The organism is Pseudomonas sp. MWU12-2345, from assembly GCF_023242385.1.
Taxonomy (GTDB): Bacteria; Pseudomonadota; Gammaproteobacteria; order Pseudomonadales; family Pseudomonadaceae; genus Aquipseudomonas; species Aquipseudomonas gingeri_D.
Map to the genome: position 1 here is coordinate 36131 of NZ_JALLJA010000004.1, position 22756 is coordinate 58886.

19 protein-coding genes are annotated in these 22756 nt (G+C 62.4%); 11 read left to right on the forward strand and 8 right to left on the reverse strand.

The genetic code is table 11. From position 1 onward, the window contains the following. The first annotated feature begins 82 nt into the window (after positions 1 to 82). On the forward strand, positions 83 to 1429 hold the full coding sequence (locus M5C71_RS10360; RefSeq protein WP_103496324.1) for an MFS transporter: 1347 nt from the start codon (positions 83 to 85) through the stop codon (positions 1427 to 1429). Positions 1430 to 1586: 157 nt separating this feature from the next. On the opposite strand, the gene rapA is transcribed toward M5C71_RS10360, so the two are convergent. Further along, on the reverse strand, positions 1587 to 4433 hold the full coding sequence (rapA, locus tag M5C71_RS10365) for an RNA polymerase-associated protein RapA (RefSeq protein ID WP_103496325.1): 2847 nt from the start codon (positions 4431 to 4433) through the stop codon (positions 1587 to 1589). A 246-nt stretch (positions 4434 to 4679) separates the two neighbouring features. Here rapA and M5C71_RS10370 point away from each other — a divergent pair, with 246 nt between their 5' ends. Beyond that, entirely contained in the window at positions 4680 to 5021 is a 342-nt protein-coding gene (locus M5C71_RS10370) for an aspartate-semialdehyde dehydrogenase (protein ID WP_100938707.1), read from the forward strand. Here M5C71_RS10370 and M5C71_RS10375 read toward each other — a convergent pair. The 3 genes from M5C71_RS10375 to M5C71_RS10385 form a co-directional block, all read right to left on the reverse strand. After that, complete coding sequence (locus M5C71_RS10375) at positions 4991 to 6220, reverse strand: aminotransferase class V-fold PLP-dependent enzyme (protein WP_248767775.1); 1230 nt, start codon at positions 6218 to 6220, stop codon at positions 4991 to 4993. The genes M5C71_RS10370 and M5C71_RS10375 overlap by 31 nt on opposite strands. After that, the gene (locus tag M5C71_RS10380) at positions 6217 to 6687 is read right to left on the reverse strand and encodes a RidA family protein (protein ID WP_248767776.1); all 471 of its coding nucleotides are present in this window, start codon (positions 6685 to 6687) and stop codon (positions 6217 to 6219) included. Before M5C71_RS10380 ends, M5C71_RS10375 begins: the two co-directional genes overlap by 4 nt. Positions 6688 to 6776: 89 nt before the next feature. Next, complete coding sequence (locus tag M5C71_RS10385; RefSeq protein WP_248767777.1) at positions 6777 to 7655, reverse strand: LysR substrate-binding domain-containing protein; 879 nt, start codon at positions 7653 to 7655, stop codon at positions 6777 to 6779. Positions 7656 to 7845: 190 nt separating this feature from the next. Here M5C71_RS10385 and M5C71_RS10390 point away from each other — a divergent pair, with 190 nt between their 5' ends. Beyond that, positions 7846 to 8007 carry a hypothetical protein gene (locus tag M5C71_RS10390; RefSeq protein ID WP_177099862.1) on the forward strand — a complete coding sequence of 54 codons (162 nt, stop codon included), beginning with the start codon at positions 7846 to 7848 and terminating at the stop codon, positions 8005 to 8007. A gap of 144 nt (positions 8008 to 8151) precedes the next feature. After that, positions 8152 to 8268: a cytochrome c oxidase subunit CcoM gene (ccoM, locus tag M5C71_RS33650; protein ID WP_017127681.1), complete on the forward strand. Its 117-nt coding sequence runs from the start codon at positions 8152 to 8154 to the stop codon at positions 8266 to 8268. A gap of 128 nt (positions 8269 to 8396) precedes the next feature. On the opposite strand, the gene M5C71_RS10395 is transcribed toward ccoM, so the two are convergent. Continuing rightward, positions 8397 to 9872 carry an inorganic phosphate transporter gene (locus M5C71_RS10395; protein ID WP_248767778.1) on the reverse strand — a complete coding sequence of 492 codons (1476 nt, stop codon included), beginning with the start codon at positions 9870 to 9872 and terminating at the stop codon, positions 8397 to 8399. A 215-nt stretch (positions 9873 to 10087) separates the two neighbouring features. Further along, the gene (locus M5C71_RS10400) at positions 10088 to 10288 is read right to left on the reverse strand and encodes a hypothetical protein (RefSeq protein WP_040064907.1); all 201 of its coding nucleotides are present in this window, start codon (positions 10286 to 10288) and stop codon (positions 10088 to 10090) included. A 623-nt stretch (positions 10289 to 10911) separates the two neighbouring features. Here M5C71_RS10400 and pcaR point away from each other — a divergent pair. The 7 genes from pcaR to M5C71_RS10435 all read left to right on the forward strand — a co-directional run bounded on the left by pcaR (position 10912) and on the right by M5C71_RS10435 (position 18101). Further along, positions 10912 to 11754, forward strand: a complete 843-nt coding sequence (pcaR, locus tag M5C71_RS10405; protein ID WP_152737931.1) for a pca regulon transcriptional regulator PcaR — start codon at positions 10912 to 10914, stop codon at positions 11752 to 11754. 194 nt (positions 11755 to 11948) lie between these two features. After that, entirely contained in the window at positions 11949 to 12806 is an 858-nt protein-coding gene (locus M5C71_RS10410) for a CoA transferase subunit A (protein ID WP_103496331.1), read from the forward strand. Next, positions 12803 to 13585 (forward strand): CoA-transferase subunit beta, encoded by a 783-nt coding sequence (locus tag M5C71_RS10415; RefSeq protein ID WP_178129803.1) that lies wholly within the window; start codon positions 12803 to 12805, stop codon positions 13583 to 13585. Before M5C71_RS10410 ends, M5C71_RS10415 begins: the two co-directional genes overlap by 4 nt. Further along, complete coding sequence (gene pcaF, locus M5C71_RS10420; protein WP_177100219.1) at positions 13582 to 14787, forward strand: 3-oxoadipyl-CoA thiolase; 1206 nt, start codon at positions 13582 to 13584, stop codon at positions 14785 to 14787. Before M5C71_RS10415 ends, pcaF begins: the two co-directional genes overlap by 4 nt. Positions 14788 to 14915: 128 nt before the next feature. After that, positions 14916 to 16211 carry an MFS family transporter gene (locus tag M5C71_RS10425; protein ID WP_152737940.1) on the forward strand — a complete coding sequence of 432 codons (1296 nt, stop codon included), beginning with the start codon at positions 14916 to 14918 and terminating at the stop codon, positions 16209 to 16211. A 66-nt stretch (positions 16212 to 16277) separates the two neighbouring features. Beyond that, on the forward strand, positions 16278 to 17072 hold the full coding sequence (pcaD, locus tag M5C71_RS10430) for a 3-oxoadipate enol-lactonase (RefSeq protein WP_248745129.1): 795 nt from the start codon (positions 16278 to 16280) through the stop codon (positions 17070 to 17072). A 129-nt stretch (positions 17073 to 17201) separates the two neighbouring features. Further along, positions 17202 to 18101, forward strand: a complete 900-nt coding sequence (locus tag M5C71_RS10435) for a polysaccharide deacetylase family protein (protein WP_248767779.1) — start codon at positions 17202 to 17204, stop codon at positions 18099 to 18101. Between the two features lie 54 nt (positions 18102 to 18155). Here the strand turns inward: M5C71_RS10435 and M5C71_RS10440 are convergent, their stop codons facing one another. Both M5C71_RS10440 and M5C71_RS10445 read right to left on the reverse strand, forming a co-directional pair. Next, positions 18156 to 19607, reverse strand: a complete 1452-nt coding sequence (locus tag M5C71_RS10440) for an AdeC/AdeK/OprM family multidrug efflux complex outer membrane factor (RefSeq protein ID WP_248767780.1) — start codon at positions 19605 to 19607, stop codon at positions 18156 to 18158. Continuing rightward, complete coding sequence (locus M5C71_RS10445; protein WP_103496338.1) at positions 19604 to 22756, reverse strand: efflux RND transporter permease subunit; 3153 nt, start codon at positions 22754 to 22756, stop codon at positions 19604 to 19606. Before M5C71_RS10445 ends, M5C71_RS10440 begins: the two co-directional genes overlap by 4 nt.

Here is a 22756-nt window from a genome sequence, read left to right on the forward strand (position 1 = left end):
CGGCGCCGCTCACTAGATTGAGGGCTCCGGGCTCAACGCGTCTGGCGGGCTGGCCCCTATAACAATAAAAGAGACGGACCCCATGCAGAACTCGACCCAAGCGGCGAATGCCTGGCGCATTCTGTTCCTGCTGTTCCTCGCCAACCTCTTCAACTTCTACGACCGTACCCTGCCGGCGATCATCATCGAGCCGATCCGCATGGAGTGGCATCTGAGCGACTTCCAGATCGGCATCATCGGCACCGCATTTACCATTGTCTATGCCATTGCCGGCCTGCCCCTGGGGCGGATGGCCGACAACGGTTCGCGCAGCAAGCTGATGGGCTGGGGCCTGGCGGTCTGGAGTGGGCTGACGGCGGCGAACGGCCTGGTGGGCAGCTTCGCGACCTTCCTGCTGGTGCGCATGGGTGTCGGCATCGGCGAGGCCGCTTATGCGCCCGCCGCCAATTCGCTGATCGGCGATCTGTTCCCGGCGCACCGCCGGGCGCGGGCCATGGGCATCTTCATGCTCGGCTTGCCGCTGGGGCTGGTGCTGGCGTTCTTCACCACCGGGGCCATGGTCAAGGCCTTCGACAGCTGGCGCGCACCGTTCTTTATCGCGGCGGTGCCGGGGTTGCTGCTGGCGGGGTTCATGTTTTTGATCAAGGAACCGAAGCGCGGTGCGGCGGAAACGGTGAAGGTCTCCCAGGAGAAGGTCGACCGTCCTGTGCGTCGCCTGATGGCGATCCCGACGTTTCTCTGGCTGGTGCTGGCGGGGCTGACCTTCAACTTTGCCACCTACGCCTGCAACTCGTTTCTGGTGCCGATGCTGCAGCGCTATTTCCTCATGCCCTTGCAGGAAGCCGCGGTGGCGACCGGCTTTATTGTCGGGGTCACCGGCTTGGTTGGCTTGACGCTGGGCGGTTGGGTCGCGGACAAGCTGCACCAGCGTGTTGCCAATGGTCGGCTGTTGTTCGCAGCGGTAAGCCTGGTGATCTCGACGTTGACCACCGGCTGGGCGCTGCATGCCGGGCGGATCGAGATCGGCGTGTTCGTGGCGGTGTTCAGCGTCGGTTGGCTGTTTGCCTATAACTTCTACACCTGTGTTTATACGGCGATTCAGGACGTGGTCGAGCCACGGCTGCGGGCGACGGCGATGGCCGTCTACTTTGCCGGTTTGTATCTGTTGGGCGGTGGTTTGGGGCCGGTGGTGGTGGGTTTGCTGTCCGATCATTTCGCCCATGCGGCGATGCTGGCGGCGGGGGCCGAGCAGATGAGCGAGGCGTTCAAGGCGGTCGGGCTGCATGACGCGATGTATTTGATCCCGGGCGCCTTGTTGCTGACGCTGGCGTTCCTGTTCCAGGCGGCGCGGTGTTTCAGCAAGGATGCGCAGCGTATGCGCGAGGGGATGGTGGCGGATGCGCCGGCTGTGGCGCCGGTTACCGCCTGACGCCAGATCCTCGCAAGGTTCAAGGGCCTCTTCGCGGGCAAGCCCTGCTCCTACAGTACATTGTCGTTCACTGATGGTGTGTACGACACAGCACTGTAGGAGCAGGGCTTGCCCGCGAAGACGTCAGTTCTAACGATGCAGGACCGTCAGGTAGTTATCAGCCCGCCACCAACACCCGAATCGCTTCCAGGCGCAGCGCGGCTTTTTCCAGCATGGCCAGACCTTGCTCACGTTGCTGACGCAAGGCCACCAGCTCACTGTCTCGCACGCTCGGGTTGACCGCCTGCAACGCGGTCAGGCGTGCCAGCTCTTCATCGGTATCCGCCGCCAGGCGTCGCTGGGCCTCGGCCACACGCTCGGCGTGACGTGGTGCGATCTTGGCTTCACCGGCGTTGATCTTCGGCGTCAGGCTGTCGCGCTGGGCCTGGATGAACTTGTTGGCGCTGGCCCGTGGCACGCTTTCCAGCTGGTCGTTCAGGGTTTCGAAGGCCACCCGTGTCGACAGGTCGTTGCCATTGGCATCCAGCAGGCAGCGCAATGCCGCCGGCGGCAGGTAGCGGCCCAGTTGCAGCGAGCGCGGCGCGACCACTTCACTGACATAGAGCAGCTCCAGCAACACGGTACCGGGCTTGAGCGCCTTGTTCTTGATCAGCGCCACGGCGGTGTTGCCCATCGAACCGGACAGCACCAGGTCCATGCCGCCCTGCACCATCGGGTGTTCCCAGGTGATGAACTGCATGTCTTCGCGCGACAGCGCCTGGTTGCGGTCGTAGGTGATGGTCACGCCTTCGTCGTCGCCCAGGGGGAAGCTGGCGTCGAGCATCTTCTCGCTCGGCTTGAGGATCAGGGCGTTTTCCGAATGGTCTTCGCTGTCGATGCCGAAGGCGTCGAACAGGGTTTCCATATAGATAGGCAGGGCGAACTGGTCGTCCTGCTCATGGATCGCCTCGACCAGCGCGTCACCTTCGCCGGCGCCACCGGAGTTGAGTTCCAGCAGGCGGTCGCGACCGGTGTGCAACTCGGCTTCCAGGCGCTCACGCTCGCCACGGGCTTCGTCGATCAGCGCCTGCCACTGGCCGTCGTCGGCGTTTTCCAGCAGCGGCAGCAGGCGCGGGCCGAACTGGTGCTGCAAGGCGTTGCCGGTCGGGCAGGTGTTGAGGAAGGCGTTCAGCGCTTCGTGGTACCACTGGAACAGGCGCTCTTGCGGGCTGGTCTGCAGGTACGGCACATGCAGTTCGATCACATGCTTCTGGCCGATCCGGTCGAGACGGCCGATGCGCTGCTCCAGCAGGTCCGGGTGGGACGGCAGGTCGAACAGCACCAGGTGGTGGGAGAACTGGAAGTTGCGGCCTTCGCTGCCGATTTCCGAGCAGATCAGCACCTGGGCACCGAACTCTTCGTCGGCGAAGTAGGCGGCGGCGCGGTCACGTTCGAGGATATTCATGCCTTCGTGGAACACCGTGGCCGGAATCCCGGAGCGAACGCGCAGGGCGTCTTCCAGGTCCATGGCGGTTTCGGCATGGGCGCAGATCACCAGGACCTTGGTGCGCTTGAGCATTTTCAGCTGGTCGATCAGCCACTCGACACGCGGGTCGAAGCGCCACCAGCGAGCTTCGTCGTCGGTGTCCGGCTGGGCCTGGAAGCTGACTTCCGGGTACAGCTCGGCGTGTTCGCCCAGGGGCAGTTCGAGGTATTCGTCCGGGCATGGCAGCGGGTAGGCGTGCAGCTTGCGCTCCGGGAAACCCTGCACGGCGGCGCGGGTGTTGCGGAACAGCACGCGGCCGGTGCCGTGGCGGTCGAGCAGCTCACGCACCAGGCGCGCGCTGGCTTCGGCGTCGCCGTCGTTGACCGCGGTCAGCAAGGCTTCACCTTCATCACCGAGGAAACCCTGGATGGTCTTGTGCGCGGCAGGCGACAGGCGACCTTTATCCAGCAGTTCCTGGACGGCTTCGGCCACCGGGCGATAGTTCTCGCTCTCGGCGCGGAAGGCCTTGAGGTCGTGGAAACGGTTCGGGTCAAGCAGGCGCAGACGGGCGAAGTGGCTGTCCTGGCCCAGTTGTTCCGGGGTCGCGGTCAGCAGCAGGACGCCGGGAATGGTTTCGGCCAGTTGTTCGACCAGGGCGTATTGCGGGCTGACCTGGTCTTCGTGCCAGACCAGGTGGTGGGCTTCGTCGACCACCAGCAGGTCCCAGCCGGCGGCGAACAGCGCATCCTGGGCCTTCTCGTCTTCCACCAGCCACTCCAGGGCCACCAGGGCCAACTGGGTGTCTTCGAACGGGTTGCTGGCATCGCTTTCGATAAAACGTTCGGCGTCGAACAGCGCGACCTGCAGGTTGAAGCGCCGGCGCATTTCCACCAGCCATTGGTGCTGCAGGTTCTCCGGCACCAGGATCAGTACGCGGTTGGCGCGGCCCGAGAGCAGCTGGCGATGGATCACCAGGCCGGCTTCGATGGTCTTGCCCAGGCCCACTTCGTCGGCCAGCAAGACCCGTGGCGCGATGCGGTCGGCGACTTCCCGGGCGATATGCAACTGGTGGGCGATCGGTTGCGCGCGCACGCCGCCCAGGCCCCAGAGCGAGGATTGCAACTGGCGGCTGGTGTGTTCCAGGGTGTGGTAGCGCAGCGAGAACCAGGCCAACGGGTCGATCTGCCCGGCGAACAGGCGGTCGCTGGCCAGGCGGAACTGGATGAAGTTCGACAGCTGGGTTTCCGGCAGCGTGACGGCTTCGTTCTGCGCGTTGAGGCCGTGATAGACCAGCAAGCCGTCGACATCGTCGACTTCCCGCACGGTCATCTTCCAACCTTCGAAGTGGGTGATGGTGTCGCCCGGCGAGAACCTCACGCGGGTCAGGGGCGCATTCCGTAGCGCATACTGGCGGGTGTCGCCAGTGGCCGGGTAGAGCACGGTCAACAAGCGGCCGTCCTGTGCCAGAACGGTGCCTAAACCCAACTCCGCTTCGCTGTCACTGATCCAGCGTTGCCCCGGTTGATACTGCTGCGCCATGCTGCCTGACTCCCGCCTTGAAAAAGCCGACTATGTTAACGGAATCGACGCTTTCAGGCCAAAAGAAGCTCACAAATACCGCGCTTTTAGCGAGCATCCCGCCTTTAGTCGGTGCGAGACCTGAAGGAAAGGGTAGCTCATCGGGATCTCGGGCACCTTTGTCTGTTAATCCGGTCACAGTTTGACCATCCTGGGCTCAAGTCGCCGAGCGCGCCGCCGACAGCCTGACGACAGGAGAATGCCATAATGCTGCCACCCATATTGCCCTTGAGTGTCGTACCGATTACGTCCCAGACGGATCCGATTCGACCGCAACCGAATATCCCCCCCGTGGTGCCGGTCCAGCAAAGCTCCAATGAGAGCACCATCGACCTGCAAAAGCGTGACCCGGACGAGGCCGGTTGGCTGCTGCGCGAGGAACAGCGGCGCCAGCAGGAACAGCAACAACGCCGCCGCGAAGCCGACGACGACCCCGAGTTGCATCTGGCCGTCCCTGGCGATGAGTTGAATGCCGACAACACCGTACCGGTGGTGGCGCTGATGGACGATCAGCCGCGTCAGGGCCTGCTGGTGGACGTTGAGGTCTGACGGCGCTCGTTGACCAGTAGCCGCAGGGCCCGGAGCAAGGTGTCGATTTCTTCTCCGGTATTGAGATGACTGACGGCGATCCGCGCAATGGCCGGCAGGTCCCGGGCTTGCATATCCAGTGGCGTATAAGCCGTGCCATTGGCTCCCAGGTTGATGCCGCTTGCGGCCAGCCGCTGTTTCAATTCAAAAACATCCCAACCTTCCAGCGTGAACGCAATCAGTCCTGATTGCTGCCCGGGCAGGCCCAGGTCGCGCAGTTCAAGGCCATTGATCTGGCCCAGTGCCTGGCGCAGTGGCTGGCTTAACGCCTGGATTCGCTGATAAATGCGCTCGATTCCCACCTCCACGGCTTCTTTCAGCGCATTTGCCAGTCCGGCCAGCAGCGCCAGGGAGACTTCGCTGGTTTCAAAGCGGCGCGCATCGTTCCTCGGGGTGAAGGCATGGCCGTCCCAGGGGGCCGAGAGCACATCGAGCTGGACCGGCTTGAGTCGTGCCATGAATTCCGGGCGTATATACATCAGCGCTGTTCCCCTCGGTCCGCGGAGGAACTTGCGGGCGGCGCCCTTGAGCACATCGCAGCCCAGGGCCTGGACATCACAGGGCAACTGGCCCAGTGCTTGTCCGGCGTCGATGAAGTAGGCAATGCCATGTCGGCGTGCCACTTCGCCGATGGCCCGGGCCGGGTTGATCAGGCCACCGTTGGCCGGTAGCCAGGTCAGGGCGATCAGCTTCACGCGCGAATCGATCATTTGTTCCAGGGCGGGCACCGACACCGCGCCGCTCTCGTCACAGGGGATCACCTCGATCCGGGCTCCGGATTGGACGGCCTGGGTCATGCAGGCCAGGTTGCCGCTCCATTCATGCCGCCCCACCAGAATCCGGTCGCCCGGGCGCCACTCCCCCAGGGCACTGAAGGCCATGCCCCAGGCCGCCGAGCCGCTGCCGGTAAAGGCGATGGCGGCGCTGTCGGTGCCCAGCAGTCGGGCCGCCCAGTGGCGAGCCTGCTCTTGCAGCCTGGCCCCTTCAACGCCGGCTTCCATGGGCCCGATGGTCGCTTCGCGCAGCAGTTGCGCGTTGATGGCGTCCAGCGTGGCCTGGCTGGGCAGGGAGGCGCCGGCGTGATTGAAATGGATCACCCGGGCGCAGCCAGGGGTGGCGGCACGCAGGCGGACGATTTCGTCCGCAAGCAGATCGTTCATGGCCGCAGCTCGAAAATCGCGTCGATCTCCACGGCCACACCGCTGGGTAGACTGGCGACGCCGACGGCGGTGCGCGCATGGCGGCCCTTGTCGCCAAGGGCATTGACCAGCAGGTTGGAGGCGCCGTTGGCCACGGCTCCCTGGCGCTGGAAGTCGGGACTGCTGGCGACAAAGACACCCAGACGGACGATCCGCACCAGGCGCGACAGATCATCGTCAAGGGCGTGGCCCAGTTGTGCCAGCAGGCCGAGCGCGGCGAGTTCGGCGGCCTGTGCACCCTGGGCCTCGTCCAGGCTGTCGCCCAGGCGTCCGATAAAGGCCGTCTTGCCGTCTTGCAGGGGAATCTGTCCGGAAATGAACAGCTGGTTCTGGCTGATGACGTAGTTCACATAGTTGGCGATCGGCTGCCCCGGTTGCGGCAGGTTCAGGCCTAGCTGGGCCACTCGGTCGGACAGGGAATGATTCATTGGGCAAACCTCAGGGAAAGAGGCCTGAGCATGCTGGGCCGGCCTGGGGCCGACAAACGGATAGATTCAATCCGACGTATCCAGATAACTCATGGGTCGGCGGCGCTGCACTGCTCCAGCAACCACTCACAGAAGCATTCGGCGGCGGGGCTCAATGCGCTGTTGGGTTTGACCAGCCAGTAGCCGATCTCGCTTTCAAAGGCCGGTTGGTCGAAGGCATTCACCAGCACACCTTCCTTGAGGCGGCGCTCGATCAGGCGCTGGCGCCCCATGGCAATACCCTGCCCGGCGATGGCCGCTTCGACCACTATGTTGTAGTCGTGGAGCATGACGCTGGGGTAGTGCTGAACGTCCAGGTGATAGTGGCGGGACCAGTCGATCCATTCGAACGGTTGCGGTGCCTGTGACATGAGCAGCGGACCGTGTTCGATGCCGTTGGCCTTGAAGGCCGGGCTGCAGACTGGAAAGAGGCGCTCGCCCATCAAGCGTACAGCGTCGACATGGGGCCAGCCGCCTTTGCCATAGCGGATCGCCAGGTCCACTTGGGCGCCGGCCACATCGGCCAGTTGGATCGTGGGTTCCAGCTCGACCCTGATTTGCGGGTGGCGAATCGTGAAGCCGGTCAGGCGTGGGGCCAACCAGAGAGTGGCGAAGGAGGCCAGCAGGCCAATGCGCAGCACCTGGTTGGCTCGGGGCAGGCTGAGCTGGCGGGTCACCAGGGCGATCTGCTCCAGGGCCGGGCGTATTTGCTGGTAGTACTGGTCGCCATCCTCTGTGAGATCAATGGCGCGGGTGCGTCGGATAAATAGTTGTCGACCCAGATGCTGTTCGAGTTTCTGCACCTGGTGGCTGATAGCGCTCTGACTGACGCACAGCTCATCGGCGGCCTTGATGAAGCTCAGGTGGCGGGCCACGGCCTCGAAGGCGCGCAGGGCCATCAAGGGCGGCAGATCCCGGTGTAACGCCACTTCGGCGCTCCTTTGCATTTGATCGTGGTCGGGGGATTGTGCTGGGAAATTGCGGGACTGCCCAGGCCTTGTTGTGCGTGAGGTCTGGATAACCGACCGACTTGCCCGCATTATTAACCCATAGCGCGTGTTGAAGGTTACCGATAGTGGCCCTTTGATGTAACTCGACGGATAGCGATGTAATCTGACCATGAACCAAGATGACAAGTTGATCGACCTTAATGCCGAACGGGCCAAGCGTGTCCATGATCTCAATGAAAAACGCCTGAATGAAGTTCGCCAGGCGTTCGAACAGGCCATGCCGCTGGGCAAGGGCAAGAAAAAACCGAAGAACAAACCGAAAAAGCGCTGATACCCCCGCTGATTCTTGATATGGATCAGTTATTCCCCTTCTCCCGCGCCCGGCCTTGGGCGGCATTGATCCTGGTCAATTTTTCACTGTGCCCCCTGGGCTAACTTAGCCCCATCGCAACAGGGCAAGTGCAGGAGGCCAGTCATGTTCTTCGATAACGTGGTGATCGCCGGAGTGCTGACCGTCGGCCTCATGGTGATGTTCTTCGCCGGTTTTGGATTTTTTATCTGGAAAGACTCACATAAACGGAAAAAACCGTAGAGCTTCCAGGGAACGAGCACGCAAGGCATTTTGGGCGACTTCGGTCGCCCTTTTTTTTGCTCTTTTTATCGACAATAAAAAAGGTGCGGTCCCGATGGGAGCGCACCTTTTTTGTTATCCGCCCGGAATCAGCTGCCGAGCACCTTCGTCGCCAGCCAGAACAAGCCGGCGGACAAGCCGATGGTCATTGGCAGGGTCAGCAGCCAGGCCAGCAGGATGGTCTTGATGGTGCTGCCTTGCAGGCCGCTCTTGCTGGCAATCATGGTCCCGGCCACGCCTGACGACAATACGTGGGTGGTCGAGACGGGCAGGGCGACGATATTCGCCAGGGCGATCAAACCGGCGGTGGTGATTTGCGCCGACATGCCCTGGGCATAGGTCATGCCCTGTTTGCCGATTTTCTCGCCGATGGTCAGGACCACGCGCTTCCAACCGATCATGGTGCCCAGGCCCAGGGCCAGGGCTACCGCCATGATCACCCAGAACGGGGCGTATTCGGTGGTGGCGGTCAGGTCCTTGCGCAGTTTTTCCAGGTCGGCCTTTTCCCGGGAATCCAGGCCCGGCAACTTGCCGACTTGCTTGGCGGTGTCATCCAGGCAGAGCAGGTCGCGACGCACTTCAATGCGTTTGTCCGGCGACAGCGAATGGTAGTCGGTCACGCCCGTGAGGTTGCTCATCAGGGCGTTGATGTTCGCTTCGGTGCGTTGCGGGTTGCAGCGGAACTTGCCCGGCATATCGTCGGCAACATTCTTGCCCAGGGCGAGGAATTCGCTCAGGGTGGCGTTGTTGCGCTGATAGAACTGGCTCAGGTGCAGGGTCGCGTCGCGGGTACGTTCGATCTGGTAAGTGGTGGTGCTCAGGTCGAGGACGAACTGCGCCGGGACGATACCGATCAGCACCAGCATGATCAGGCCGATGCCTTTCTGGCCGTCATTGGAACCGTGCACGAAGCTCACGCCCATGGCGGAGATCACCAGCACCATGCGGTTCCAGAACGGCGGGTGTTTCTTGTCGTCGATCTTGCGCCGCTGTTCCGGGGTCTTGTGCATCTTGGACTCCGGGCGCCACCATTTCAGGCCGACCAGTATCAGGCCCGCCACCAGCAAGCCGGCAATCGGCGAGAAGATCAGCGAGGCGCCGATGTCGACTGCTTTCTGCCAATTCACCCCTTCGCTCACGGGAATACCGTTGAGCAGGGCATTGGCCAGGCCGACACCGAGGATCGAGCCGATCAGGGTGTGGGAGCTGGAGGCCGGGATACCGAAGTACCAGGTGCCCAGGTTCCAGGCGATGGCCGCCGCCAGCAGCGAGAACACCATGGCCAGGCCATGTCCGGTGTTGACGTTGATCAGCAGTTCCACCGGCAACAGGTGGACGATCGCATAGGCGACGCCGACCCCGCCCAGCAGCACGCCGAGAAAGTTGAATACACCGGAAAAGAACACCGCCAGATGAGGTGGCATGGCTTTGGTGTAGATAACAGTGGCCACCGCGTTAGCGGTGTCATGAAAGCCGTTGATGAACTCGAAGCTGAGGACAAAGGCCAGGGCGAGCACCAGGCTTACAATCACCCAGGCATCCAGTCCGCTGAATAAATCGATCATGAAGGTTTTCTGACCCGGTCATAAGGGGGCGCGATTATGCCAGAAAACTTTCAGGTGAGGGCCTGCCTGACGCCATTTGACCTGGGTGGGCGGTCAGGCCCGACGGTTGACACGCGGATGGCGTAGGTCTTGGTGTCCAGCGGACCAGGCGTTGTCCGGGTAGGAAAGGCCTGGCGGCGAGGGGCGAGGCCCGCAAGGTATCAATACCGATAAGCCTAAGGCTCTTCGGCCTTGAGTTCCTTTTCCATTTTTTGCAGTTCCTGGGTAAATGCCTGGTCCAGAAGACTGGCTCGTTTGCGCCAGGGTTTGCGCTCCGGATCGGGTTGCGCGGCGTAGGTGGTGACAGCCCCGCCGTAAACATCCTTGTAACGTTGTTCCTGGCGCTCAAGTTCCGCGCGCAGTTCGTCTTTCGTCACAGTACTACCTAATTTGAGTTGAGTTATTGTGTTCAATTAAACACAACCGCCCTGACGAGACGTTCAATCTCGGGCTTGAGCGCTGAGAGTCGGAACCCCTGTCGGGCCAGACGGCCTTGAGGTCGTACAGGGTATTATAGCGGTCGGTTTGACTGATACTATCGCGAAGATAAGGGAATTCGTCAACTTTGTTGGTGAGTTTTGTGGTGTAGGAGTTTTTAACTGTAACTTGAGGGCGAGGTAACCGCTGCCTGTTTTTTGACGACAGTTATCAATTCAAGTTGCAGTGCAATAAACCCGATACTTGGAAATACAATCCCGGTTCTGTTGAGGCGCCGTTGTTCAACTTCTTGATCGACGCCCTGGGCGTGACCGCCAGAGGATTAAAAAAAACGGCCTCACTTCGTGGGTGAGGCCGGACCGACGCAGCCCTCCCGGTGGGTACCTGACCAGTATCCCGGGAAAACCGTAGCGGCGCGTCCAAGGTATAAGCTGCGGCGATCAGGGTCAATTGCGATTATCGGCCAGTGGTTCGATAATCGCACAAAGTTGAGTGGCCCCGGCTTGCCTATCTGCCCGGGCCCGGCCTGTAATGGGCCTCCACGGCAGACAAGGAATTTGTAATGAACGACCAACTGCGTGATGCCTTCGCCTCCGTGGCACCGCCCATCGTCGCCTCGCCGGCCAAGCGTATCCAGGCGTTTACCGGCGACCCCGACTTCATGACTTCGCTGGCCCGTGGCCTGGCGGTGGTGCAGGCGTTCCAGGAACGCAAGCGGCACCTGACCATCGCGCAGATCAGCCACCGTACGGAAATTCCGCGGGCGGCGGTGCGACGCTGCCTGCATACCTTGATCAAGCTCGGTTATGCCACCACCGACGGACGGACCTATTCGCTGTTGCCCAAGGTCTTGACCCTGGGACACGCGTACCTGTCGTCCACGCCCCTGGCGGTGTCGGCGCAGCCCTATCTCGATCGCATGAGCGAGCAACTGCACGAAGCCTGCAACATGGCGACCCTGGAAGGCGACGACATCCTCTATATCGCCCGCTCGGCCACCACCCGGCGGCTGATCTCGGTCGATCTTTCGGTGGGCGGCCGCTTGCCGGCCTATTGCACGTCCATGGGCCGAATCCTCCTGGCGGCGCTGGACGATGCTTCCTTGCACGAGTATCTCGAACACGCCGACCTGCAGGCCAAGACCAGTCGGACCCTGCATACCCCCGACGCCTTGCTCGAATGCCTGCAACAGGTTCGCCAGCAAGGCTGGTGTATTGTCGACCAGGAACTGGAGCAAGGTTTGCGTTCGATTGCCGTGCCGGTCTACGACGCCTCCGGGCAAGTGCTGGCGGCGCTGAACGTCAGCGCTCATGCCGGGCGTGTCAGCTGTAGCGAACTGGAGCAACGTTTCCTGCCGAGCATGCTCAAGGCCAGTCGTGAACTGAGTGCGCAGCTGTTTTCCTGAGTCGACGCGGCTGCGCCTTCCTGGACGAATCGCTTGAAGGATTAAACGGTAGCTTGCAAACAATCTGTTCGATTACCGAACAGTTAATCGATTATCGGATTGTTTGGCCGCCGACCCCCGGCTTACCCTGAGCTCATCACGGCGCTGAATTTCGCGCCGCCCCTCAGGTGTGTTGAAACCGGGAGTCTGCATCCATGGCTGAAATCCTTTCGCTGCATGACGCGGTGAAGCAGTTCGTCAACGACGGCGATACCGTCGCGCTCGAAGGCTTCACCCATCTGATTCCGACGGCGGCGGGTCATGAAATCATTCGTCAGGGCAAGAAAGACCTGACGCTGGTACGTATGACGCCCGATCTGGTCTATGACCAGTTGATCGGTGCCGGTTGCGCCCGCAAGCTGATTTTCTCCTGGGGCGGCAATCCGGGCGTGGGCTCGCTGCACCGCCTGCGCGATGCCGTCGAGAAACACTGGCCGCACCCGCTGGAAATCGAAGAGCACAGCCATGCCGACCTGGCCAACGCCTATGTGGCCGGCGCCTCCGGCTTGCCGTTCGCGGTCCTGCGGGCTTACGCCGGCTCCGACCTGCCAAAGGTCAATCCGCTGATCAAGACGGTCACCTGTCCGTTCACCGGTGAAGTGCTGGCCGCCGTACCATCGGTACGCCCGGACGTCACCGTGATCCACGCGCAGAAAGCCGACCGCAAGGGCAATGTGCTGCTCTGGGGCATTCTCGGGGTGCAGAAGGAAGCGGCCCTGGCGGCCAAGCGCTGCATCGTCACCGTCGAGGAAATCGTCGACGATCTGCAGGCGCCGATGAACGCCTGTGTCCTGCCGACCTGGGCCCTGAGCGCCGTCTGCCATGTCCCCGGCGGTGCCCATCCGTCCTACGCCCATGGCTATACCGAACGTGATAACCGTTTCTACCAGGCCTGGGACCCGATCGCCCGCGACCGCGCCACCTTCACTGCCTGGATCGACGAGTACATCCATGGCACCGCGAACTTTGCCGAGTTCCAGAGCAAACTGGCCCACGCTTCGGAGGTTAAGTGATGACCTACACCACCAATGAAATGATGACGGTGGCCGCCGCCCGCCGCCTGAAGAACGGTTCGGTCTGCTTCGTCGGCATCGGCCTGCCATCCAAGGCCGCCAACCTGGCGCGCCTGACCTCTTCGCCGGATGTGGTGCTGATCTACGAGTCGGGGCCGATTGGCGCCAAGCCCAGTGTATTGCCGCTGTCCATCGGTGACGGCGAACTGGCGGAAACCGCCGACACCGTGGTGCCGACCGGTGAGATCTTTCGCTACTGGCTGCAAGGCGGGCGCATTGATGTCGGCTTTCTCGGCGCGGCCCAGGTCGATCGTTTCGGCAATATCAACACCACTGTGGTTGGCGACTATTTCTCGCCCAAGGTCCGCCTGCCCGGTGCCGGTGGCGCCCCGGAAATCGCCGGCTCGGCGAAAAGCGTACTGATCATCCTCAAGCAGTCGGCACGTTCCTTCGTCGACAAGCTGGACTTCATCACCTCGGTCGGTCACGGCGAAGGTGGTGATTCGCGCAAACGCCTGGGTCTGCCGGGGGCTGGCCCGGTGGGGATCATCACCGACCTGTGCATCATGGAGCCGCAAGCCCCCAGCCACGAGTTCGTGGTGACCGCGCTGCACCCGGGGGTGACCCGCGAGCAAGTGATCGCCGCCACCGGCTGGGCCGTGCGCTTTGCCGATCAGGTTGCGGTCAGCGATGCCCCCAGCGAGATCGAACTGAACGCTTTGCGTGACCTCGAAACCCGCACCGCCGCGGCCCACGGCCAAACCCCTGGAGAAGCCTGATGCGCGATGTCTTTATCTGTGACGCCATTCGTACCCCCATCGGTCGTTTCGGTGGCGGCCTGGCCGGTGTGCGCGCCGATGACCTGGCGGCTGTGCCGATCAAGGCGCTGATGGAACGCAACCCGTCGGTGAACTGGAACGAGCTCGATGAAGTGTTTCTCGGCTGTGCCAACCAGGCTGGCGAAGATAATCGCAACGTCGCCCGTATGGCGCTGTTGCTGGCGGGGTTGCCGGAGACGGTGCCCGGCGTGACCCTCAATCGTCTCTGCGCCTCGGGAATGGACGCGATCGGCACCGCGTTCCGCGCCATTGCCAGCGGCGAAATGGAGCTGGCGATTGCCGGCGGCGTGGAGTCCATGTCCCGTGCCCCCTTCGTGATGGGCAAGGCCGACGCGGCGTTCTCCCGCAATATGAAACTGGAAGACACCACCATCGGCTGGCGTTTTATCAACCCGCTGATGCAGGCTCAATATGGTGTCGATGCGATGCCGCAGACCGCCGACAACGTGGCGGACGACTATCAGGTGTCCCGCGCCGACCAGGACGCTTTTGCCCTGCGCAGCCAGCAACGCACGGCTGTCGCCCAGGCCGCCGGTTTCTTCAGTGAGGAAATCGTGCCGGTGCGAATCGCCCACAAAAAAGGCGAAACCCTGGTCGAGCACGATGAGCATCCACGGGCGGACACGACGCTGGAGGCCCTGGCCCGGCTCAAGCCCGTCAACGGTCCGGACAAGACCGTCACCGCTGGCAATGCCTCGGGTGTCAACGATGGCGCCGCCGCGCTGATCCTGGCCTCCGCCGAGGCCGTGAAGAAACATGGCCTGACAGCCCGTGCCCGGGTGCTCGGCATGGCCAGTGCCGGTGTCGCGCCCCGGGTCATGGGGATCGGCCCGGTACCGGCCGTGCGCAAGTTGACCGAGCGGCTGGGGCTGGCCGTCAGCGACTTCGACGTTATCGAACTGAATGAAGCCTTCGCCAGCCAGGGCCTGGCGGTGCTGCGCGAACTGGGCATCGCTGACGATGCGCCGCAGGTCAACCCGAACGGTGGTGCCATCGCCCTCGGTCATCCGCTGGGCATGAGCGGGGCCCGCCTGGTGCTGACAGCACTCCACCAGTTGGAAAAAACCGGCGGCAGCAAAGGCCTGGCAACCCTGTGTGTCGGCGTCGGGCAGGGGCTGGCGCTGGCGATCGAACGGATCTGAGATCCGCGAGCAACAAAACAGGCGCCCGGATGACTGCCACGCACTGTCATTCGGGCGAATGTTCTTGCAAAACAGGTCTGTTGCAAAGTATGTCTAGACTGCAACTTACCTCCTTCGAGTGATGAGACATGACAACAACAACGATGCCGTACACCTCCGAAGAACGTAACAAGAGAATTTTTGCGATTGTCGGTGCTTCTTCCGGCAACCTGGTCGAGTGGTTCGACTTCTACGTCTATGCCTTCTGCGCGATCTATTTCGCTCCGGCGTTTTTTCCTTCCGACAACCCCACGGTGCAACTGGTCAACACTGCCGGGGTGTTCGCCGCCGGCTTCCTGATGCGGCCCATCGGTGGTTGGTTGTTCGGTCGCGTGGCCGACAAGCACGGCCGCAAGAACTCGATGATGATCTCGGTGCTGATGATGTGCGGCGGCTCCCTGGTCATCGCCTTCCTGCCCACCTATGCCTCCATTGGTGCCTGGGCACCGGTGTTGCTGCTGGTGGCGCGACTGTTCCAGGGCCTGTCGGTGGGCGGTGAATACGGCACCACCGCGACCTATATGAGTGAGGTGGCCCTGCGCGGCCAGCGCGGCTTTTTCGCCTCGTTCCAGTACGTGACCCTGATCGGCGGCCAGTTGCTGGCGGTGCTGGTGGTGGTGATCCTGCAGCAGTTCCTCACCGAACCTGAGCTCAAGGCCTGGGGCTGGAGGATTCCGTTTGTGATCGGCGCCATCGCGGCGGTGATCTCGCTGTTGCTGCGTCGCGCCCTGAAGGAAACCACCAGCAAGGAAACCCGCCAGGACAAGGACGCCGGCAGCATTCGGGCGTTGTTCCGCGATCACAAGGCCGCCTTTATCACCGTGCTCGGCTACACCGCCGGCGGCTCGCTGATTTTCTACACCTTCACCACGTACATGCAGAAGTACCTGGTGAACACCGCCGGCATGACGGCCAAGACCGCCAGTTTCATCATGACCGCCGTACTCTTCCTCTATATGTGCATGCAGCCGTTGTTCGGCCTGCTCTCGGACCGCATCGGCCGGCGTAACAGCATGCTCTGGTTCGGCGCCCTGGGGACCCTGTGCACCGTGCCGATCCTGCTGACCCTGAAGACCGTGACCAGCCCGTTCCTGGCCTTTGTGCTGATCACCCTGGCACTGGCGATCGTGAGTTTCTATACCTCCATCAGCGGCCTGGTCAAAGCCGAGATGTTCCCGGTCCAGGTGCGCGCACTGGGCGTGGGCCTGGCCTACGCGGTGGCGAATGCGATCTTCGGTGGTTCGGCGGAATACGTGGCCCTGAACCTGAAGTCGGTAGGGATGGAAAACGCCTTCTACTGGTATGTGACGGTGATGATGGCGGTGGCCTTCCTGTTCAGCCTGCGCCTGCCGAAAGAAGCGGCCTACCTGCACCACGATCATTGATCGGTTCGCGCGCGTCCTTTACGGACGCGCGTCAATACGTTGGGTTTTTATTTGAAGGGGATAACCGTGGGTTTCGTACGACTTGCCGAAGGTGAACTGCATTACCAGCTTGATGGACCGCCCGAGGCTCCGGTACTGGTGCTGTCCAACTCGCTGGGGACTGACCTGGGGATGTGGGACACCCAGATTCCGCTGTTTGCCGAGCACTTTCGGGTACTGCGTTACGACACCCGCGGTCATGGTCGCTCGCTGGTGACACCGGGGCCTTACAGCATCGAGCAACTGGGGCATGACGTCCTGGCGTTGCTCGACGCGCTGGAGATCGAGCGGGCGCACTTCTGCGGCCTGTCCATGGGCGGTCTGATCGGCCAATGGTTGGGCATCAATGCCGGCCATCGCCTGCACCGGCTGATTGTCTGCAATACGGCCGCCAAGATCGGCGATGCGGCCGGCTGGAATCCACGGATCGAAGCCGTTTCGACGGGCGGCCAGGCGGCGATGCTGGCCCTGCGCGACGGGGCGGTTTCACGCTGGTTCACCCCGGCATTCGCCGAGGCGCACCCGGATCGGGTCAAACCGATTACCGAGATGCTCGCGGCCACCTCGCCCGAGGGCTATGCGGCCAGCTGCTGCGCCGTGCGCGACGCCGATTTTCGCGATCAGTTGACGCAGATCCAACTGCCGTTGCTGGTGATTTCCGGCAGCGAGGACGCGGTGACGCCGCCTTCGGGCGGGATCTTTATCCAGCAGCACGTCGAGGGCGCCGAATACGCCGAGTTCCATGCCGCGCACCTGTCCAACGTGCAGGCCGGCGACGGCTTCAGCCAGCGGGTGCTGGATTTCCTGTCCGCCAGGGTGTGAAACGTTCCGAGTGAAATCCTTCTCTTTTAGATGAAACTTTCACCGCGGCCTGAACGCCTTCGCGGATGTTGTGCTCTGATAAGGGCGATGGCCCTTCTGCCATTGCCTTGATCCGGACCCACCCTATCCATGAAGTCGTTTGCTGCATTGCTGTCAGGGCTTGTGATCGCCACGAGCCTTGCCGCTTGCATCGGTCCGCCGATGCCCCTGACACCCCAAACCGAACAGGCCCTGCGTTCGCAGCCGCCGATCCGTTTTCTGCTGAGCTTCGATGACGGTCCCAACGCCTCGAGTTTCTGGAACCCGACAGCGTCGGTGCTCGATGACTTGGCGCATAACCCGATCCAACCGGGAATCAAGGCGATATTTTTCGTCCAGACCCGTGCCACCCGAGCGGGTAACAGCGATATCGGTCGTGCGCTGATGCGTCGCGAGCATGCCGAAGGGCATATCCTCGGCTTTCATACCGCGACCCCCTCGCACACCAATCACCGCTCCTTGAGCCCGGAAGAACTGGAGCAGTCGCTCAACAATGGCATTGCGGACATTACGGCGATCACCGGCGCGCCGCCGACGATCTTGCGTCCGCCGTTCTGGAACTACGACAAGCGCACCTTCGCCGCTTACCAGCAGCATGGCCTGCACGTGTTGTTGACCGACCTGAGTGCCAACGACGGCAAGGTCTGGGGCATCACCGCCAGCCCGCAGCGGCGAGCCAACCTGCTCAAGCACCTGGCCGAAGTCCGCGAGCAGATCGCCCGTGGTGAAATGCCGGTGGTCGATGGGGTGATTCCGGTGGTGGTGACCTTTCACGACCTCAATCGCTACACCGCCCGGCATATGCAGGAATATCTGCAAATCCTGATGGACTGCGCGCGGGACACCGGTGTGCGGACCGCCGAGCAGCCTTTCTATACGGACAGTTCGGCCTTGTTGCGAGCGATCATGGCGCGCACGGTGCATGACAGCACCGTGCCCGTGCACCTGCCGGGGTTCTGGAATTGGTGGTGGGACGGCGATTCCCACTAGCCCTTTTGTCCAGGCAAAAAAAAGCCCACCTGGAAGCGGTGGGCTGGTGAGGGGTCAGCCTTTCGGCGGTTCCTCGGAGATCGGCTTGGCCTGGCCGCTGTTTTCGTACCAGCCACCGCCGAGGGCCTTGTACAGGTTGACCTCGCTGGTGAGCTGCGACAGGCGATCGCTGATCAGCGATTGCTGGGCACTGAACAACGAGCGCTGGGCATCGAGGAAGGTCAGGTTGCTGTCGACACCAATGCGATAGCGACGCTCGGCCAGGCGGTAGTAATCCTGGTTGGCGGCGACCAGGTCACGCTGGGCCTGCAACTGCTGGTTGAAGGTCTGGCGTGCGGCCAGGCCATCGGAGACTTCCTGGAAGCCGGTCTGAATGGCTTTCTCGTAATTGGCGACGCTGATGTCTTTCTGGATTTTCGAGTAATCCAGGCTGGCTTTCAGGCTACCGGCGTTGAAGATCGGAATGTTGATGCTCGGTGCGAACGACCAGGTCCCCGAGCCACCCTTGAACAGACCACCCATATCCGGGCTCAAGGTCCCGGCATTGGCCGTCAGGCTGATGCTCGGGAAGAACGCCGCGCGGGCGGCGCCGATATTGGCATTGGCCGCCTGCAACTGATGCTCGGCGCCGAGAATATCCGGACGCCGTTGCAGCAGTTCGGACGGCAGGCCGGCCGGCATGTCGCTGAGCAGTTTGGCCGACAGCGGTTGAGCCGCCGGCAGGTTGGCCGGGATGCCGCTACCGAGCAGCAGGGCCAGGCTGTTCTGGTCTTCGGCCACCTGGCGGGTGAACTGCGCCAGTTTGACCCGCGCGCCTTCCACCGATGTCCGCGACTGGCTCAGGTCCAGGGCGGAAGCCACGCCGACTTCGTTGCTGCGGGCGGTCAGCTTGTAGCTCTCCTCGTAAGCCGCCAGGGTGTCCTGGGTCAGCTTGAGCAGTTCCTTGTCGGCCTGCCAGGTCAGGTAGGCATTGGCCACGCTGGCCACCAGGCTGATCTGGGTGGTGCGGCGGGCTTCTTCGCTGGCGAAGTAGGTCTGCAGCGCCTTTTCGCTCAGGCTGCGGACACGGCCGAACAGGTCCAGCTCATAGGCGCTGATCCCGAGGGTCGCCGAGTACTGACCATTGATCGTTGCCTTGCCGGTACTCGAGACGTCGGCCGGTACCCGTTGCCGACTGCCGTTGCCATTGGCGGTGACCGCCGGGAACAGGTCGGCGCGCTGGATCTGGTACTGGGCGCGGTAGGCGTCGATATTCAGTGCCGCAACCCGCAGGTCACGGTTGTTTTCCAGGGCCACCTGGATCAGCTGTTGCAGCGCCGGGTCGTTGAAGAACTGGCGCCAGCCCTGTTCGGCGGCGGCGGTGTTTGCCGCCTGGGCCGGCGAGTAGGCCGGCCCTTGCGGGTACTGCGCCGCTACCGGCGCTGCGGGACGCTGGTAGTCGGGGATCAACGAGCAACCGCTGAGCACGAAGGCCGCGACCGCTACACTGAGAAGGGACTTGCTCATTGGCCAGCCTCGTTGCTTGGAGTTTCAGTAGTGTCTGACTTCTTGTGCTTCTTCTCGCCGCCGATGGACGACACCGATACGAAGAACAGCGGAACCCAGAAGATCGCCAGAATCGTCGCGGTGATCATACCGCCAATCACGCCCGTACCGATGGCGTGCTGGCTACCCGAACCGGCACCGGTGGAAATCGCCAACGGCACCACGCCGAGGATGAACGCCAGGGAGGTCATGATGATCGGACGCAGACGCATCCGACAAGCCTCGACGGCGGCATCGATCAGGCTGCGGCCCTGTTCATGCAGTTCCTTGGCGAATTCGACGATCAGGATGGCGTTTTTCGCCGCCAGGCCGATGGTCGTCAACAGGCCCACCTGGAAATACACATCGTTGGACAGCCCGCGGAAGGTCGTCGCCAACAGCGCGCCGATGATCCCCAGCGGTACCACCAGCACCACGGCGATGGGGATCGACCAGCTCTCGTACAGTGCGGCGAGACACAGGAAGACCATCAGCAGCGACAGGGCGAACAACGCCGGCGCCTGGGAGCCGGACAGCTTCTCCTCGTACGACAGGCCGGTCCAGGAAATCCCGACGCCGGCCGGCAGTTTCGCGGCGATGGCTTCGACTTCCGCCAGGGCCTGGCCGGTACTGTAGCCGGGGGCCGGAGCACCGAGGATCTCCACGGCGGCGACGCCGTTGAAACGCGAGAGCTTCGGCGAACCGTAGACCCACTCGCCCTTGGCGAAGGCGGAGAACGGCACCATGACCCCGGCGGTGTTGCGCACGTACCACTTCTGCAGGTCCTCAGGACTCATCCGTGAACTCGGTTTACCTTGCACGAACACCTTCTTCACCCGACCACGGTCGATGAAGTCGTTGACATAACTGGCACCCAGCGCAATCGACAAGCTGTTGTTGATGTCCGATAGGGACAGGCCCAAGGCACTGGCGCGTTCGTCGTCGATGCTCAGTTGGTACTGCGGCTCATCGTTCAGTCCGTTCGGACGCACCTGACTGAGCACCTTGCTCTGCGCGGCCATGCCGAGGAACTGGTTGCGGGCGGCCATCAACTTCTCGTGACCGATACCGGCCTTGTCTTGCAGATAGACGTCGAAACCGATGGCGTTACCCAGCTCCAGTACGGCCGGAGGGGCGAAGGCAAACACCATCGCATCGCGGAAGGAGAAGAAGTGCTGCTGCGCGCGGGCGGCGAGGCCGAACACGCTGTTCTGGCTGGTGCGCTCATGCCATGGCTTGAGCATGATGAAGCCCAGGCCCGAGCTCTGGCCATTACCGGCGAAGTTGAAACCGTTCACGGTAAACACCGAGGCCACGGTGTCGGATTCCTTGGTCAACAGATACTCACGCATTTCGTCGAGGACCGCCTGGGTCCGCTCGGCACTGGAGCCGGATGGCGTCTGTACCTGGGCGAACAGTACACCCTGGTCTTCTTCCGGCAGGAACGAGGTCGGAATGCGCATGAACAACCAGATCATGCCGGCAAAGATGATCACGTAGACCAGCAGGTACGGCGCCTTGTGGCGCAGGATGCTGCCGACGGTGCGCTCATAGCCACGCACACTGCGATCGAAATTGCGGTTGAACCAGCCGAAGAAGCCGCGTTTGGCCGTGCCGTGGTCGCCCTTGGCAATCGGTTTGAGCATGGTGGCGCACAGCGCCGGGGTGAAGATCAGGGCAACCATCACCGACAGGGCCATGGCCGAGACGATGGTGATCGAGAACTGTTTGTAGATCACCCCGGTGGAGCCGGCGAAGAACGCCATGGGCAGCAGTACCGCCGAGAGCACGAGGGCGATACCCACCAATGCGCCCTGGATCTGCCCCATGGATTTCTTGGTCGCTTCCTTGGGTGACAGGCCTTCCTCGCTCATCACCCGTTCGACGTTTTCCACCACGACGATGGCATCGTCCACCAGCAAGCCGATGGCCAGTACCATGCCGAACATGGTCAGGGTGTTGATGCTGAAACCGGCCGCAGCGAGGATCCCGAAGGTCCCGAGCAGTACCACCGGTACGGTCATGGTGGTGATGATGGTGGCGCGGAAGTTCTGCAGGAACAGGAACATCACCAGGAACACCAGCACGATCGCCTCGACCAGGGTTTCAACCACGCCCTTGATCGATTCGGTCACCACCGGGGTGGTGTCGTACGGGTAGACCACTTGCATGCCCGGCGGGAAGAACGGCTCCAGGGTGGCGATGGTCTGGCGCAAGGCCTTGGCGGTGTCCAGGGCGTTGGCGCCGGCAGCGAGTTTCACTGCCAGGCCGGAGGCCGGCTTGCCATTGTACTGGGCGTTGATGCTGTAGTTTTCACCGCCGAGGGCGACATCGGCGACATCCCCCAGGCGTACTTGCGAGCCGTCCTGGTTGACCTTGAGCAGGATCGCCTTGAACTGTTCGGCGGTCTGCAGGCGGGTCTTGCCGATGATGGTGGCGTTCAGCTGTTGGCCGGGCATGGCCGGCAGCCCACCGAGTTGCCCGGAGGCTACCTGGACGTTCTGCGCGGCGATGGCGGTTTTCACGTCCACCGGGGTCAGCTTGAAGTTGTTCAACTTGGCCGGGTCAAGCCAGATGCGCATCGCATACTGGGCACCGAACACCTGGAAGTCACCGACACCGGCGGTCCGCGAGATCGGGTCCTGCATGTTGGAAACGATGTAGTTGGCCAGGTCGTCGCGGTTCATGCTGCCGTCTGTCGAGACAACACCAATCACCATCAGGAAGTTCTTCACTGACTTGGTCACGCGGATACCCTGCTGCTGCACTTCTTGCGGCAGCAGCGGGGTGGCCAGGTTCAGTTTGTTCTGCACCTGGACCTGGGCGGTATCGGGGCTGGTGCCCTGATTGAAGGTGGCGGTAATGGTCATGCTGCCGTCGGAGTTACTCGACGACTCGATATAACGCAGGTTGTCGATACCGTTGAGTTGCTGCTCGATCACCTGGACCACGGTGTCCTGCACGGTCTGCGCCGAAGCGCCCGGGTAGGTCACGGCAATCGCGATGGCCGGCGGTGCAATGGCCGGGTACTGGTTGATCGGCAACTTGAGGATCGATAGAGCCCCGACCAACATGATCACCAGGGCGATCACCCAGGCGAAAATCGGGCGGTCGATAAAAAATTTCGACAT